The organism is Streptomyces sp. NPDC046887, assembly GCF_040644755.1.
GTDB lineage: Bacteria > Actinomycetota > Actinomycetes > Streptomycetales > Streptomycetaceae > Streptomyces > Streptomyces lichenis.
Window position 1 is genome coordinate 73,716 of record NZ_JBEYXH010000022.1, and the last position, 15,689, is coordinate 89,404.

Below are 15,689 nucleotides of genomic sequence, written 5' to 3' on the forward strand. Positions count from 1 at the left end.
CGAACGGAAGGGGGTGGGGGCGTGTCTGGGTACGCGGCGGGCGGTGCGGGGCACGACTGCCTCCGGGATGGGGGGAGTTGGGGTGCGGCACCGCACAGAGTTGGTCCAGACCAATGCGCTTGTCAATGGCCCGGACGGAAGCAGCCGACGGCAGCCCGGCCTCCGTCCGCCCCGCCTCACCCCGCCAGCCGGGCCGCCGCCTCGTGCAGGGCCAGTTCCAGCACCGCCGGTTCGGTGAGGGTGCCCCGGCCGTCCGGGAGGACCAGCCAGCGGGACCCGGCGGGGGTACGGGCGGGGTGCGGCGCGGCGATCCAGGCACCCGGGCCGGCCGCCCGGATCCCGGTGCCGAACCAGCGGGCGGCCGTGCCGGGCGGGACGAAGAAGCCGAGCCGCCCCTGCCCCGCCCCGGCCAGTACCGGGCCGGGCCGGGCGGCCAGCCGGGAGAGCACGTCCAGGGTGGCGTACCCCAGGTCGCCCGGGGCGATCAGCACGTCCCAGCGGCGCCCGGCCGGCAGCAGCACCACGCCCAGCGGGCCGCGCTCCCACTCCCAGCGGCAGGCGCCGGGGTCGGGTGCGGCCGCCGCCAGCCATTCGACCGCGGCCCGTACCGCCTCCGCCGCCGCTTCCCCGTGGTCCCGTCCCCGCGTACCGCTCATCGTCCGCACGCCTCCCGCGTTCCCCGTGTGTCCGCACCACCCCACACCGGCGGTGCGCTCACACGATCGGACGACAACCCGTGCGGATGATGACGCGGCTTTACCGGATCTTCGGTGGTGAAGGAGGCACACGGGGGCGCAAAGGGGGCGCTCATACGATGAACGCCCCCGAAGACGGAAAAGAATCTCAGCTGTCGAAGCCGAGGCCCAGCCGGTCCATCGTCTTCAGCCAGAGGTTGCGCCGCCCGCCGTTGGCGTCGGCGCGGGCCAGCGACCACTTGGTGAGCCCGATGCCCGCCCAGGCGATCGGCTCCGGCGGGAACGGCAGCGGCTTGGAGCGGACCATCTCCAGCTCGGTGCGCTCGGTCCGCTCCCCCGCCAGCAGGTCCAGCATCACGTCCGCGCCGAACCGGGTCGCCCCGACGCCGAGCCCGGTGTACCCCTGCGCGTAGGCGACCCGGCCCTCGTGCGCCGTGCCGAAGAACGCCGAGAAGCGCGAGCAGGTGTCGATGGCGCCGCCCCAGGCGTGGCTGAAGCGGAGCCCCTCCAGCTGCGGGAAGCAGGTGAAGAAGTGCTCGGCCAGGGTGAGGTAGGTCTCCGGGCGCTGGTCGCGCTCGGCGCTGACCCGCCCGCCGAACGGGTAGATCGCGTCATAGCCGCCCCACAGGATCCGGTTGTCCTCCGACAGCCGGAAGTAGTGGAACTGGTTGGCGCTGTCGCCGAGGCCCTGCCGGTTGCGCCAGCCGATCGAGGTCAGCTGCTCCTCGCTCAGCGGCTCGGTCATCAGGGCGTAGTCGTAGACCGGGACCGTGTAGTGGCGCAGCCGCTTCACCAGCGAGGGGAAGACATTGGTGCCCAGCGCGACCTTCCGGGCCAGCACCCGGCCGTAGTCGGTGCGCACCGCCATCCCGGAGCCGGCCCGCGCCAGCTCGCGGCCGCGGGTGTTCTCGTAGATCCGCACCCCGAGGCCGAGGCAGGCCTCCTTGAGGCCCCAGGCGAGCTTGGCGGGGTTGAGCATGGCGACCCCGCGCCGGTCCCAGAGCCCGCCGAGGAAGGTGGGCGAGTCCACCTCGGCCCGTACCGCCTCCCGGTCCAGCAGCTGGAGCCCGTCGGCCAGACCGAGCCGCTCGGCCTCCGCGTACATCTCGGCCAGCTCGTCCACCTGGTGCGGCTCGGTGGCCACGTCGATCTCGCCGGTGCGCTCGAAGGCGCAGTCGATGCCGTAGCCCTTCACCGCGGCCTCGATACCGTCGAGGTTGGCCTCGCCGAGCCGCTCCAGGGTGGCCAGCTCCTCCGGCCAGCGGGCCAGCCCGTTGCCCAGACCGTGGGTGAGGGAGGCGGCGCAGAAGCCGCCGTTGCGCCCGGAGGCGGCCCAGCCCGCCTCCCGGCCCTCGATGAGCACCACGTCCCGGCCGGGGTCGCGCTCCTTGGCGATCAGCGCGGTCCACAGTCCGCTGTAGCCGGCGCCGACGACCAGCAGGTCGCAGGTCTCGGTGCCGGTGAGGGCGGGCAGGGCGCCGGGCTTGCCCGGGTCTTCCAGCCAGTAGGGGACGGGCTGGGCGTCCGAGAGTGATCGTGCAGCGGTTCGCATGGCGACGGGGGCCATGGCTTCCAACTCCCTCAGGGGTGGTTCAGGGTTGTGCGGCGCGGTTGCGCCTGCGGGCCAGCAGCTGGCCCACCACGACCACCAGCACCGCGATGGCGAACATCGCCGTGCCGATGACGTTGATCTGGACGGGCGTGCCGCGCTGCGCCGAGCCCCAGACGAACATGGGGAAGGTCACGGTGGAGCCCGCGTTGAAGTTGGTGATGATGAAGTCGTCGAACGACAGGGCGAAGGCGAGCAGCGCGCCGGCCGCGATACCGGGGGCGGCGATCGGCAGGGTGACCCGCAGGAAGGTCTGCACCGGCCCGGCGTAGAGGTCCCGGGCGGCCTCCTCCAGCCGCGGGTCCATCGACATCACCCGGGCCTTGACGGCGGTGACCACGAAGGACAGGCAGAACATGATGTGGGCGATCAGCACCGTCCAGAAGCCCAGTTGGGCGCCGAGGTTCAGGAACAGCGTCAACAGCGAGGCGGCCATCACCACCTCGGGCATCGCCATCGGCAGGAAGATCAGCGAGTTGATCGCGCCGCGCGCCCGGAAGCGGTAGCGGACCAGGGCGAAGGCGATCATCGTGCCCAGCACGGTGGCGCCGAGGGTGGCCCAGGCGGCGATCTGGAGCGACAGCGAGAGGGAGCCGCACATGTCGGCCACCCCGCAGGGGTCGCGCCAGGCGGCGGTGGAGAACTCCCGCCAGGCGTAGTTGAAGCGGCCCGCCGGGTCGTTGAAGGAGAACACCATCACGATGACGTTCGGCAGGATGAGGTAGGCGAGCGTCAGCAGGCCGGCGAAGACGACCAGCCGGCGGCGGATCCAGCGCAGCAGCACCATCAGACCAGGTCCTCCGTTCCGGCCCGCCGGATGTAGACGGTGACCATGATGAGCACCACGGCCATGAGGATGAACGACAGCGCGGCCGCGGTCGGGTAGTCGAGCACCCGGAGGAACTGCGACTGGATGACGTTGCCGACCATCTTGGTGTCGGTGGAGCCCAGCAGCTCGGCGTTGACGTAGTCGCCGCTGGCCGGGATGAAGGTGAGCAGGGTCCCGGAGACCACGCCCGGCATGGAGAGCGGGAAGGTCACCTTGCGGAAGGTGGTGGCCGGGGAGGCGTAGAGGTCGCGGGCGGCCTCGTGCAGCCGGCCGTCGATCCGCTCCAGCGAGGTGTACAGCGGCAGGACCATGAACGGCAGGAAGTTGTACGTGAGGCCGCAGACCACCGCCATCGGGGTGGCCAGCACCCGGTCGCCCTGGGTCCAGCCCAGCCAGTTGGTGACGTCCAGGACGTGCAGCGCGTCCAGCGCGCCGACCACCGCGCCGCCGTCGGCCAGGATGGTCTTCCAGGCCAGGGTGCGGATCAGGAAGCTGGTGAAGAACGGGGCGATGACCAGCACCAGGATCAGATTGCGCCAGCGCCCGGCCTTGAAGGCGATGAGGTACGCCAGCGGGTAGCCGAGCAGCAGGCAGAGCACGGTCGCGGTGCCGGCGTACAGCAGCGAGCGGACGTACTGCGGGTAGTACTCGGCCAGCGCGTCCCAGTAGGTGGCGAAGTGCCAGGTGACCTGGAAGCCCTTTTCCAGCGAGCCGGTCTGCACCGAGGTGGAGGCCTGGTACACCAGCGGCAGCGCGAAGAAGACCAGCAGCCAGAGGATGCCGGGCAGCAGCAGCCAGTACGGGACCAGCCGGCGGCGGGTCGGCGGCTTGCGCACCTCGCCGGCGGCCGGGGCGGTGGTCAGCGGCGGCGGGGCCGCTTCGGTGGTGGTGCCGGTCATGCGGCGTCCTCCACCTTCTGGGTGCCCGCGTCGATGGCCTGGTCGGCGTCGAGGCCGAAGGTGTGCGCGGGGTTCCAGTGCAGGACGACCTCGGCGCCGGGGGCGAGCCGGGAGTCGCGCTCGATGTTCTGCTCGTACACCTGCAGGCCGCTGCCCGCCGGGCCGTCCACCACGTACTGGGTGGAGACCCCGATGAAGCTGGAGGCGGCGATGGTGCCGGTGAGCCGGTTGCGGCCGTCCGGGATCGTCCCGGCGTCGTCGGCGTGCACCAGGCTGATCTTCTCGGGCCGTACGCCGACCAGCAGCCGACCGCCGGCGGCGGTGGGCGCCTGACATCGCCCGGCCGGCAGCCGCAGCTTCCCGCCACCGGCGCTCACCACCAGGTCCTCCGAAGCGCCCTCCACGATCTCGGCGGGAATCAGGTTCGACGTGCCGAGGAAGTTGGCGACGAAGGTGGTCCGCGGGTTCTCGTAGAGGTCGGCGGGCGCGCCCAGCTGCTCGACCCGGCCGCCGTTCATCACCGCGACCTGGTCGGCCATGGTCATGGCCTCCTCCTGGTCGTGGGTGACATGCACGAAGGTGATCCCCACCTCGGTCTGGATGCGCTTGAGCTCCAACTGCATCTGGCGGCGCAGCTTGAGGTCCAGGGCGCCCAGCGGCTCGTCCAGCAGCAGCACCTGGGGGTGGTTGATCAGGGCGCGGGCGACCGCGACCCGCTGCTGCTGGCCGCCGGAGAGCTGGTGCGGGCGCTGCTGGGCCCGGTCGCCGAGCTGGACCAGTTCCAGCATGTCCCCGACCTGCGCCTTCACCGACTTGACGCCCCGGCGGCGCAGCCCGAAGGCGACGTTCTCGTAGATGCTCAGGTGCGGGAAGAGCGCGTACGACTGGAAGACGGTGTTCACCGGCCGCTTGTACGGCGGCAGGTCGGTGACGTCCCGCTCGCCGAGGTGCACGGTGCCGGTGGTGGGGTCCTCCAGCCCGGCGATCATCCGCAGGGTGGTGGTCTTGCCGCAGCCGGAGGCGCCGAGCAGGGCGAAGAACGAGCCCTGCGGAATGGTCAGCTCCAGCGGGTGCACGGCGGTGAACGAGCCGTAGGTCTTGCTGATCCCGGTCAGACGGACGTCGCCGCCGGTGCTCTTGGTGTCAGTCGTCATGGATAGCGGTCCCAGGGTGTCGAGGGGGATGCGGGGCGGGGCGGTACGCCGGGACGGGCCTGAGGAGAGGGGCCCGGCCCCGGGGCTCAGGCACCGATGAGCTTGCCGAACCTCTCCTCGTACGCCGTCTCCTCATCGGAGGTCAGCGAGCGGAAGGCGTGCGACTTCGCCGCCATCGCCTTGTCGGGAAGGATCAGGGTGTTGCCCGCCAGCTCGGGGTCGATCTTGGCGAGCTCGCCGCGGACGCCCTCGACCGGGCAGACGTAGTTGATGTACGCGGCGAGCCGGGCCGCGTTGGGCAGCTCGTAGTAGTAGTCGATCAGCTTCTCGGCGTTGGTCTTGTGCCGCGCCTCGGCCGGGACCAGCAGGTTGTCGCTGGAGGTGATGTAGCCGGCCGACGGGATGGCGAAGCGGATGTCGGGATTGTCCACCTGGAGCTGGATGACGTCCCCGGCCCAGGCCAGACAGGCCGCGATATCGCCCTTGGAGAGGTCGGCGGTGTAGTCGTTGCCGGTGAAGCGGCGGATCTGCGAGGTGTCCACCGCCTTCTGGAGCCGCCCGGCGGCCGCCTCGAAGTCGGCGTCGGAGAACTTCCCCGGGTCCTTGCCGAGGTCCAGCAGGGTCATCCCGATGGAGTCCCGCATCTCGGAGAGGAAGGAGACCTTCCCCTTCAGCTTGGGGTCGTCCAGCAGCTGGGTGACCGAGTCGACCTTCCGCCCGCCGGTGGCCTTCACGTTGTAGGCGATGACCGTGGAGATACCGGTCCAGGGGTACGAGTAGGCCCGCCCGGGGTCCCAGTCGGGGCGGCGGAACTGGGCGGAGAGGTTGGCGTAGGCGTTCGGCAGGTTGGCGGAGTCCAGCCGCTGCGCCCAGCCGAGCCGGATGATCCGGGCGGCCAGCCAGTCGGTGACGCAGACCAGGTCCCGCCCGGTGTCCTGGCCGGCGGCCAGCTGCGGCTGGATCTTGCCGAAGAACTCGACGTTGTCGTTGATGTCCTCGGTGTACTTGACCGAGATCCCGGTGCGCTGGGTGAACTCCTGGAGGCTGGGCCGGCTCTTCTCGTCGTCGCTGACGTCGATGTACTGGGTCCAGTTGGAGAAGGTGAGCCGCTTCTCCTTCGCCGAGTGGTCGGTGGACGCCGGCCCGCCGCCCTCCCGCTTGGCCGGCGGGATGCCGCAGCCGCTGAGGGCGGCCAGCGAGCCCGCGGCGAGCGCCCCGTAGCCGCCCGCCCGCAGCAGCGAGCGCCGGGTGAGGGCGCCCCGGCCGCTGGTCAGACTGCGCCGCATGGCGGCCACCTGGGCCGCGGACAGGCTCTCGGGCTGGTACTGCTCCATGCGCTGTGCCTTTCGGTGCGGTCGGGATACGGAGGCGGTCGGGAACCGGGGAGGGGTGGCGGGTGCCGCACCGGGACCCGGCACCTGGGGGCGGCGGCCGGGGGTGTCCGCTCCGCGGACCGCGCCGTCCGCCCTGCGGGCCACCAGTTGACACGGGCGGCGGCCGTCCGGTCCAGAGCCTTCCGGTATCCGATCCGCAAAGCCGCGCCGCCGGCGGTTCATCGCCCGTCGCGGATCACCGGTCGCCGAACACCGTGCGGTGCCAGTCCTTCCGGGCCACCGCGGTGTTGTCGAACATCACATGCTTGACCTGGGTGTACTCCTCGAAGGAGTAGCTGGACATGTCCTTGCCGAAGCCGGAGGCCTGGTACCCGCCGTGCGGCATCTCGCTGATGATCGGGATGTGGTCGTTGACCCAGACGCAGCCCGCCTTGATCTCCCGGGTGGCGCGGCCGGCCCGGTAGACGTCCCGGGTCCAGGCGGAGGCGGCCAGTCCGTACGGGGTGTCGTTGGCGAGCGCCAGGCCCTCGTCGTCGGAGTCGAAGGGCAGCACCACCAGGACCGGGCCGAAGATCTCCGCCTGGACGATCTCGCTGTCCTGGGCGGCCCCGGTGATCAGGGTGGGGCGGTAGTAGGCACCCGCGTTGTGCGGGGCGACCCCGCCGGTGACCACGGTGGCGTAGGAGCGGGCCCGGTCCACGAAGCCGGCCACCCGGTCCCGCTGGGCGTGGCTGATCAGCGGGCCGAGGTCGGTGCCCGCCTCGAAGGGGTCGCCGAGCCGGACGGCGGCCATCAGGTCGGCGACCCCGCTGACGAAGGCCTCGTACAGCGGGCGCTGGACATAGGCACGGGTGGCGGCGGTGCAGTCCTGGCCGGTGTTGATCAGGGCCCCGGCGACCGCGCCGTTGACGGCGGCGTCCAGGTCGGCGTCATCGAAGACCACGAACGGGGCCTTGCCGCCGAGCTCCAGATGGAGCCGCTTGACGGTGGCGGTGGCCAGTTCGGCGACCCGCTTGCCGACGGCGGTGGAGCCGGTGAAGGAGGTCATCGCCACGTCCGGGTGAGACACCAGGTGCTCGCCCGCCTCCCGGCCCGCGCCGGTGACGATGTTGACCACCCCGTCCGGGATGCCGGCCGCGGTGGCCGCCTCGGCAAAGAGCAGCGAGGTCAGCGGGGTCAGCTCGGCGGGCTTGAGCACGATGGTGTTGCCCGCGGCGATGGCCGGGAGCACCTTCCAGGCGGCCATCTGGAGCGGGTAGTTCCAGGGGGCGATGGAGCCGACCACCCCGATCGGCTCCCGCCGTACGTAGGAGGTGTGGTCGCCGCTGTACTCGCCGGCCGACTGGCCCTGGAGGTGGCGGGCAGCGCCGGCGAAGAAGGCGGTGTTGTCGATGGTGCCGGGCACGTCGAACTCGCGGGTCAGCTTCAGCGGCTTGCCGCACTGGAGGGACTCGGCGCGGGCCAGCTCCTCGGCGCGGGCGTCCAGCTCGGCGGCGAAGCGGTGCATGGCCTCGGAGCGCTCGGCGGGGGTGGCCCCGGCCCAGCCGGGCAGCGCGTCGCGGGCGGCGGCGACGGCGGCGTCCACATCGGCGGCGCCCGCCAGCTCGTAGGTCAGCACCTCCTGCCCGGTGGCCGGGTCGACCACCGTGTACTCCCGGCCCGAGCTGCCCGGCCGCAGCTTCCCGGCGATGTGGTTCGCCCCGGCGGCGAAGCGGTCGAGCCCCGGGAAGCGGTCGGCCGGCTTCTGGTCGTCCTGCCCCTGCCGGTGGTCCGGCTCCTGGCGGTTGCCCATGGCGTTCTCCGTTGTCCCAGCGGGTGTGTCCGGTGCGGTCTCTTGTGTAGGTCGGCCGCGCCCTCCGGCGGCTCTCTCCAGTGTGGCGCCGACCCGAATTGAGTGCCGATCCTGGCAGAGGGGTGCCGACCAGCCAAGGGATTCCGTTGTTGCCTTTTGGTTACGCGACGGATTCGGTCGACCATGTGTCGCGTGGGCGGGGAAATACCGTACGGACTGTCAGTGGTGGCTGGAAGACTCGCGTGCATGGGGAAGATCGAGGAGTTGCGGTCCCGGATCGACGGCGGGGAGCGGGTGCGCTACCTGCCCTTCTGGGGCCACCGGCCGCGGCCGGACGGCAGGCTGGGCCCGAGCTGCCTGAGCCAGTGGTGGCCCTCGCCGTTCACCGTCGACGGGGTGGAGTACGCGACCGCCGAGCACTGGATGATGGCCGGAAAGGCCCGCCTCTTCGGCGACGCGGAGGCCGAGCGGCGGGCCGTCGCGGCGTCGAGCCCGGCGCTGGCCAAGAAGGCGGGGCGGCTGGTGCGCGGCTTCGACGAGGAGACCTGGGCCCGGGAGCGGTTCGGCATCGTGGTCGAGGGCAGCACGCACAAGTTCGCCTCGGACCCGGGCCTCGCCTCCTACCTGCTGTCCACCGGTGACCGCGTCCTGGTGGAGGCGAGCCCCATGGACCGGATCTGGGGCATAGGCCTCCCCGCCGACGACGAACGCACCCTCGACCCGTCCCGCTGGCGCGGACTCAACCTGCTGGGCTTCGCCCTGATGGAGGCCCGGGCCCAGCTGCGGGCCGCAGCCGGGGCCGTCTGACGCCGGGGGCGGCGACTGGCGGACGTCGGGGCGGGGGCGAGGGGGGGCGGACCCGGGCGACCGCCTGATGTCGGGGCGCGTGGGGGGCGGCGCGGACCTGGGCGACAGCTTGACGTCCGGGCGCGTGGGGGGCGGCGCGGACCTGGGCGACTGCCTGACGTCCGGGCGCGTGCGGGGGCGGCGCGGACCCGGGCGACCGCCTGATGTTGGGGCGCGTGCGGGGTGCTCGGGCTTTCGGGCGGGCGCCGCCGCACTTACGCCCCGGGTGACCGTCACCCGTGCGGCCCCCCGGGCCGCCGGCGGCCCGGAGCCTTGGGCCGGGGCCGCTGACCCCCTGGGTGGCGTGGCTCTCCGGGCAGGCGCCGCCCGCGCGTGCGCGCTCCGGTCTGCTGACGCATGCGTGCGGGGCCTGGCGGCCGCCGCCGTACGGGCCCCGGGGACCGTCACACGTACGGGCCGAGACTCGGGCGCGCCGCCGCCGGGAGCGGGATGGGACGGGCTTCCGTACGGCCGCCACAGGTGCGGGCCGCGGCTCAGGGCGGCCGTCATATGCGGGCCCCGACTTGGGGCCGCGCCCCCGGCCGGAGGGATAGGGCGGGCCTCGGTTGCCGTCCCGCGTACGGGCCCCGGTTGCCGTCCCGCGTACGGGCCCCGACGGCCGTCACGCGTGCCGGCAGAGGCTCGTGGCCGCGCCTCCGACCGGGTGCGGCGGGCTCGGGGCCGCGCCCCAGCCGGGGGGGGCGGGCTCGGGGCGCGGGGCCTGCCGCCGGGCCGGGAGTAGTGCGCAGGACCCGGTGCCGCCGGGGCCCGGGGGGGACCCGCGCTCATGGGCTCGGTGCCGCCCGGCCCGCGGGCCGCGGAGGGCGGGGCCCGGTGCCACCGGGGCCCGGGGAGGGACCCGCGCTCACGGGCTCGGTGTCGCCCGGCCCGCGGGCCGCGGAGGGCGGGACGCGGGCTCAGTGGTGCCCGAGGGGGGATCCGGAGTCGGAGACGACCAGCGCGGAGTCGTAGCGGGGCGGGTCGGGGTCGGAGAACTCGGGGTCGTTGGCGACGGACCAGATGAGGAAGGCGAGGAAGCCCGCGCCGATGGCGATGGCGACCGAGCCGAGGATCACCCCGGCCAGGGCCATCCCGCCGTTGTCCGCCTCGCCGCGCCGGGCCTTCCGGCGGCCGATCAGGCCGAAGATCAGGGCCAGGATGCCGAGGATGACCCCCAGTCCCCAGGCGCAGAAGAGGACCACACCGATGATGCCGAGCACCAGCGCGGCGACACCCATGCCGTTGGACGGGGCGGGGGCGCCCCAGGTGCCGTAGCCGGGGTAGCCCGGGTAGCCGGAGGCGGCGGGGGGCGGCGGCACCGGGTAGCCGTAGCCGCCGGAGGTCACCGTCGGGTCGGGATAGCCGTAGCCGCCGCCCGGGGGCACGGTGGGGTCGGGGTAGCCGTAGGGAGAGGTGGGCGCCGGGCCGCCGGGGGCGGTCGGCGGCGGGGGCACCTCACCGCCGGCGCCGGGCATCGAGGTCATGGTCGGGAAGTCGTGCACTCCCGGTGAGCGATTTCCCGGTGCGTTTCCGGGTGGGGGCGTCACCGGCGGGTCGGCCGGGCGCTCCGGGGACGCCCCGTCCCCGGGCGGTGCCCACGGGTCGTACGGGTCGTGCTTCTCTGACATGAACTCCCCCATCCGTGTACCGGTCATGTTATCCGGCCGTCCTACGATGACCTCTGACCAGCCTCGCGGCCCGTACACCCACCCGTACACCCGCCTGCACCACCGGAGGAAAGCCGATGACCGCACTGCGCCCCTTCATCGCCGGCCTGCCCAAGGCCGAGCTGCATGTGCACCATGTGGGCTCCGCCTCGCCCCGGATCGTGGCGGAGCTGGCCGCCCGGCACCCGGACTCCAAGGTGCCCACCGATCCCGAGGCGCTGGTGGACTACTTCGTGTTCACCGACTTCGCCCACTTCGTCGATGTGTATCTGTCGGTGGTGGACCTGGTCAGGACCCCCGAGGACGTCCGGCTGCTCACCTTCGAGGTGGCCCGGGACATGGCCCGGCAGAACATCCGGTACGCCGAGCTGACCGTCACCCCGTTCAGCTCGACCCGGCGCGGGATCGACGAGAAGGCGTTCATGGACGCCATCGAGGACGCCCGGCGCGCGGCCGAGGCGGAACTCGGGGTGGTGCTGCGGTGGATCTTCGACATCCCCGGCGAGGCCGGTCTGCAGGCCGCCGAGGAGACCTGCCGGCTGGCGGTGGACCTGCGGCCGGACGGGCTGGTCGGCTTCGGGCTGGGCGGCCCGGAGATCGGGGTGCCGCGTCCGCAGTTCAAGCCGTACTTCGACCGCGCCATCGCGGCCGGGCTGCACTCGGTGCCGCACGCCGGGGAGACCACCGGGCCGGAGACCATCTGGGACGCGCTGAACGAGCTGCGCGCCGAGCGCATCGGCCATGGCACCAGCGCGGTGCAGGACGAGCGGCTACTCGCCCACCTCGCCGAGCACCGCATCCCGCTGGAGGTCTGCCCCACCTCCAACATCGCCACCCGGGCGGTGGCCGCCCTGGACGAGCACCCGCTGCGGACCATGGTGGAGGCCGGGGTACTGGTGAGCATCAACTCGGACGACCCGCCGATGTTCGGCACCGACCTCAACACCGAGTACGAGGTCGCCGCCCGGCTGCTGGAGCTGGACGAGCGCGGCCTGGCGGACCTGGCCAAGCAGGCGGTGGAGGCCTCCTTCCTGGACCCGGCGGGGAAGACCCGGCTCCGTGCCGAGATCGACGCGTACACGGCGGCATGGATCGCCCGCTGAGGCCGGTGCACGCCACCGGAGGGGTCTCGGTGGTCGGGCATCGGGGCGACCCGTACCGGGTGCGGGAGAACACCCTCGCCTCGCTGCGCTCGGCGTTCGCCCGGGGCGCGGACGCGGTGGAGATCGACGTCCGGCTGACCTGGGACGGGGTGGCCGTACTGCTGCACGACGACACCCTGGAGCGGCTGTGGCGGGTGGACCGCCCGCTCTCCGGACTCACCCTGGCCGAGCTGCGGGCGCTGACCGGCCCGGGCGCCGACGGGGTGCCCACGCTGGCGGAGGCGCTGGCCGCCACCGAGGGGCGCCGGGTGATGCTGGACCTGCCGGGCGCCACCGAGGCCTCGGTCCGCGCCGTGGTCGGGGCGGTGCACGAGCAGGGCGCCGCCGACCGGGTCTTCTACTGCTCCAGCGGCTCGGCGATGCTGCTGGTGCGCGCCGCCGACCCGGGCGCGGAGATCGCCCTCACCTGGACCAGCCTGGCCCCGCCCCGTCCCGTACTGCTGGCGGCGCTCGCCCCGCGCTGGCTCAACTACCGCTTCGGGCTGCTGAGTCGGGAGCTGGTGGACCGGGTGCACGGGGACGGGCTGCTGGTGTCGGCCTGGACCGCGGACACCCGCCGGACCATGCGTAGGCTGGTCGCCCACGGGGTGGACTCGATCACCACCAACCGGGTGGACGCGCTCAGCCGCGTACTGCGGGCGGCCGGTGCCCCGGGAGTCGCGAAGGGGAGCCGCACATGAACGACCGCATCCGCACCGACATCGCGCACAACGCCCGGGTCTGGAACTACTGGCTGGGCGGCAAGGACAACTACCCGGTGGACCGGGAGGTGGGCAAGCAGGTCACCTCCCTGTACCCGAGCATCGGCGAGGTGGCCCGGGCCGACCGGGCGTTCCTCGGCCGGGCGGTGGGCTATCTCGCGGGTGAGGCCGGGATACGGCAGTTCCTGGACATCGGCACCGGGCTGCCGACCGCCGACAACACCCATGAGGTGGCCCAGCGGATCGCCCCGGACGCCCGGGTGGTCTACGTGGACAACGACCCGATCGTCCTCACCCACGCCCGGGCGCTGCTCACCGGCGCGCCGGAGGGGGTGACCGAGTATGTGGACGCGGACGCCCACCGGCCGGAGGAGATCGTCGCCGCCGCGGGCCGGATACTCGACCTGGACCGCCCGGTGGCGGTGATGATGCTGGGCATCCTCAACTTCGTCCTGGACACCGAGGAGGCCCGGACCATCGTCCGGACCCTGATGGCGGCGGTGCCCTCCGGCAGCCATCTGGTGCTGACCCATCCGACGCTGGAGCTGGGCGGCGAGGGCAACGCGGAGGCGATGGACTTCTGGAACGCCCACGCCACCCCGCCGATCACCGCCCGCGGCCGCGCCGAGGTGGAGTCCTTCTTCGAGGGGCTTGAGCTGCTGGAGCCGGGGCTGGTCTCCTGCGCGAGCTGGCGGTTCGCCGCCTCCGGCGAGGTCGCCCAGTTCGGCGCGGTGGCCCGCAAGCCGTAACGGCCGCCGAGCGGGAGAACCCCTCAGGCCATGGTCAGCGGCCGAGGGCCGACCGGGGCGGTGAGGGCTTCCAGCCGCTTGATGAGGCGGTGGACCACGAGCAGCGGCAGGATGCCGAAGACCCCGAAGGACATGTCGATGACCGACCACCAGAAGGGGATGCCCCGGATCGGGCCGCAGATCAGGGCCAGCGGGATGATCCCGGCGCAGGCGATCATGCCGAACTCGATCACCCAGATGTTGCGCACCGGGTCGCGGTAGGGGCCGTAGAAGGCGACGGCGATGACCAGATGGGCGAAGGCCAGCCAGTCGGTGCCGTAGAGCAGGAACGGGTAGCGCCCGTCGGCGGTGTTGACGCCCTCCTGGACCCGGAGCATCCACCCCTCCAACCCCGGGAAGGCGTCGGCGAGGAAGGACGCCCAGCCGTTCAGGGCGTCGACCGCGAGCCGCATCTCGGTGACGAGCGGGAAGGCCGTCAGCCCGCTCAGCGCCAGGCAGACGATGAAGAGGACCAGCCACCGGCGTATGCGCCGCTGCAGGGCGCCGACTTCGCTCATGATCGGAAGCGTACGCCGGTGTTTACGCGGCCTTTACACAGGGCCCCGAAAAGCACGGGTCCCCGGAACGGCCACAGGCCCCGAAAAGGCCACAGGCCCCGGCCCGTGAGAGGGCGGGGCCTGCGGCCGTGAGCAGGGATCAGCCGAGGGATGTCATCACGTGCTTGACGCGGGTGTAGTCCTCGAAGCCGTACGCGGAGAGGTCCTTGCCGTAGCCGGACTTCTTGAAGCCGCCGTGCGGCATCTCGGCGACCAGCGGGATGTGGGTGTTGATCCAGACGCAGCCGAAGTCCAGCGCCTTGGACATCCGCATGGCGCGGGCGTGGTCCTTGGTCCAGACGGAGGAGGCCAGCGCGTACTCGACGCCGTTGGCGTACTCCAGGGCCTGGGCCTCGTCGGTGAAGGACTGGACGGTGATGACGGGGCCGAAGACCTCGTTCTGGATGATCTCGTCGTCCTGCTGGAGGCCGGAGACCACGGTGGGGGCGTAGAAGTAGCCCTTCTCGCCGACCCGGTGGCCGCCGGACTCGACCTTGGCGTGCGCCGGGAGGCGGTCGACGAAGCCGGTGACCTGCTTGAGCTGGTTCTCGTTGTTGAGCGGCCCGTAGAGCACGTCCTCGTCGTCGCTCGCGCCGGTCTTGGTCTCGGCGGCGGCCTTGGCCAGTTGGGAGACGAACTCGTCGTGGATGGACTCGTGGACCAGCACCCGGGTGGCGGCCGTACAGTCCTGGCCGGCGTTGAAGAAGCCGGCCACCGAGATGTCCTCGACGGCCTTGGCGATGTCGGTGTCCTCGAAGACCACGACCGGGGCCTTGCCGCCGAGCTCCAGGTGGACCCGCTTGACGTCCTTGGCGGCGGAGGCGGCGACCTGGATGCCGGCGCGTACCGAGCCGGTGATGGAGGCCATCGCGGGCACCGGGTGCTCGACCATGGCGCTGCCGGTGGTGCGGTCGCCGCAGAGCACGTTGAAGACGCCCTTGGGCACGATGGCGCCGATGATCTCGGCGATCAGCACGGTGGAGGCGGGGGTGGTGTCGGACGGCTTGAGCACCACGGTGTTGCCCGCGGCGAGCGCCGGGGCGAACTTCCACACCGCCATCATCAGCGGGTAGTTCCAGGGGGCGACCTGGGCGCAGACCCCGACCGGCTCACGGCGGACGATGGAGGTCAGGCCCTCCATGTACTCGCCGGCCGAGCGGCCCTCCAGCAGACGGGCGGCGCCGGCGAAGAAGCGGATCTGGTCGACCGCCGGGGGGATCTCCTCGGAGCGCATCAGAGCGGTGGGCTTGCCGGTGTTCTCGCACTCGGCGGCGATGAGCTCCTCGGCGCGCTCCTCGAAGGCGTCGGCGATCTTCAGCAGCACCTTCTGGCGCTCGGCCGGGGTGGTGTCGCGCCAGGCCGGGAAGGCGGCCGCGGCGGCCTCCATGGCGGCGTCGACGTCGGCCTGTCCGGACAGCGGGGACGTCGCGTACACCTCGCCGGTGGCCGGGTTGACCACGTCGATGGTCCGTCCGTCGGCGGCGTCCTTGAACTCCCCGTTGATGTAGTTGCGCAGACGACGCAGCTCGGTGGTCACGTGCCACCCCTCCTGTCGGTCTCGGTGCTTGTGTGGTGCTCTGGGGTCCGGCCGGTGGGTGTCCACAGGCTGGACAGTCCCACCCTAATCGCTGAGGCGACGCTTTCGACAGGGCCGA

At 72.5% G+C, this 15,689-nt stretch carries 14 protein-coding genes; 4 read left to right on the plus strand and 10 right to left on the minus strand.

Going from position 1 to position 15,689, the window contains the following annotated elements:
* Positions 1–176 precede the first annotated feature (176 nt).
* The 7 genes from ABZ945_RS20870 to ABZ945_RS20900 form a co-directional block, all read right to left on the minus strand.
* Positions 177–656: a hypothetical protein gene (locus ABZ945_RS20870; protein ID WP_248636182.1), complete on the minus strand. Its 480-nt coding sequence runs from the start codon at positions 654–656 to the stop codon at positions 177–179.
* A 187-nt stretch (positions 657–843) separates the two neighbouring features.
* Positions 844–2,262 carry an FAD-dependent oxidoreductase gene (locus ABZ945_RS20875; RefSeq protein WP_361271482.1) on the minus strand — a complete coding sequence of 473 codons (1,419 nt, stop codon included), beginning with the start codon at positions 2,260–2,262 and terminating at the stop codon, positions 844–846.
* A gap of 25 nt (positions 2,263–2,287) precedes the next feature.
* Positions 2,288–3,091, minus strand: coding sequence for an ABC transporter permease (locus tag ABZ945_RS20880; protein WP_361271485.1), 804 nt, complete (start codon positions 3,089–3,091; stop codon positions 2,288–2,290).
* Entirely contained in the window at positions 3,091–4,032 is a 942-nt protein-coding gene (locus ABZ945_RS20885) for an ABC transporter permease (protein ID WP_361271488.1), read from the minus strand. Before ABZ945_RS20885 ends, ABZ945_RS20880 begins: the two co-directional genes overlap by 1 nt.
* The gene (locus tag ABZ945_RS20890) at positions 4,029–5,186 is read right to left on the minus strand and encodes an ABC transporter ATP-binding protein (RefSeq protein WP_361271490.1); all 1,158 of its coding nucleotides are present in this window, start codon (positions 5,184–5,186) and stop codon (positions 4,029–4,031) included. Before ABZ945_RS20890 ends, ABZ945_RS20885 begins: the two co-directional genes overlap by 4 nt.
* Before the next feature lie 86 nt (positions 5,187–5,272).
* The gene (locus tag ABZ945_RS20895; RefSeq protein WP_361271493.1) at positions 5,273–6,520 is read right to left on the minus strand and encodes a spermidine/putrescine ABC transporter substrate-binding protein; all 1,248 of its coding nucleotides are present in this window, start codon (positions 6,518–6,520) and stop codon (positions 5,273–5,275) included.
* Between the two features lie 235 nt (positions 6,521–6,755).
* Complete coding sequence (locus ABZ945_RS20900) at positions 6,756–8,312, minus strand: gamma-aminobutyraldehyde dehydrogenase (protein ID WP_361271495.1); 1,557 nt, start codon at positions 8,310–8,312, stop codon at positions 6,756–6,758.
* 246 nt (positions 8,313–8,558) lie between these two features.
* Here ABZ945_RS20900 and ABZ945_RS20905 point away from each other — a divergent pair, with 246 nt between their 5' ends.
* A complete protein-coding gene (locus tag ABZ945_RS20905) occupies positions 8,559–9,119 on the plus strand; it encodes an NADAR family protein (protein ID WP_361271498.1) in 561 nt (186 codons plus the stop codon).
* A gap of 956 nt (positions 9,120–10,075) precedes the next feature.
* Here the strand turns inward: ABZ945_RS20905 and ABZ945_RS20910 are convergent.
* Complete coding sequence (locus ABZ945_RS20910; protein ID WP_361271500.1) at positions 10,076–10,786, minus strand: DUF4190 domain-containing protein; 711 nt, start codon at positions 10,784–10,786, stop codon at positions 10,076–10,078.
* A gap of 116 nt (positions 10,787–10,902) precedes the next feature.
* On the opposite strand from ABZ945_RS20910, the gene ABZ945_RS20915 reads away from it, so the two are divergent.
* The 3 genes from ABZ945_RS20915 to ABZ945_RS20925 are packed head-to-tail and all read left to right on the plus strand — an operon-like array spanning position 10,903 to position 13,438.
* A complete protein-coding gene (locus ABZ945_RS20915) occupies positions 10,903–11,928 on the plus strand; it encodes an adenosine deaminase (protein ID WP_361271503.1) in 1,026 nt (341 codons plus the stop codon).
* Positions 11,929–11,933: 5 nt separating this feature from the next.
* A complete protein-coding gene (locus ABZ945_RS20920; protein WP_361271506.1) occupies positions 11,934–12,668 on the plus strand; it encodes a glycerophosphodiester phosphodiesterase in 735 nt (244 codons plus the stop codon).
* On the plus strand, positions 12,665–13,438 hold the full coding sequence (locus ABZ945_RS20925) for an SAM-dependent methyltransferase (protein ID WP_361271509.1): 774 nt from the start codon (positions 12,665–12,667) through the stop codon (positions 13,436–13,438). Before ABZ945_RS20920 ends, ABZ945_RS20925 begins: the two co-directional genes overlap by 4 nt.
* A gap of 23 nt (positions 13,439–13,461) precedes the next feature.
* Here the strand turns inward: ABZ945_RS20925 and ABZ945_RS20930 are convergent, their stop codons facing one another.
* Together ABZ945_RS20930 and ABZ945_RS20935 are read right to left on the minus strand one after the other, a co-directional pair.
* A complete protein-coding gene (locus tag ABZ945_RS20930; RefSeq protein WP_361271511.1) occupies positions 13,462–13,995 on the minus strand; it encodes a hypothetical protein in 534 nt (177 codons plus the stop codon).
* Positions 13,996–14,134: 139 nt separating this feature from the next.
* Positions 14,135–15,571, minus strand: coding sequence for a gamma-aminobutyraldehyde dehydrogenase (locus tag ABZ945_RS20935; protein WP_361271513.1), 1,437 nt, complete (start codon positions 15,569–15,571; stop codon positions 14,135–14,137).
* Positions 15,572–15,689 lie beyond the last annotated feature (118 nt).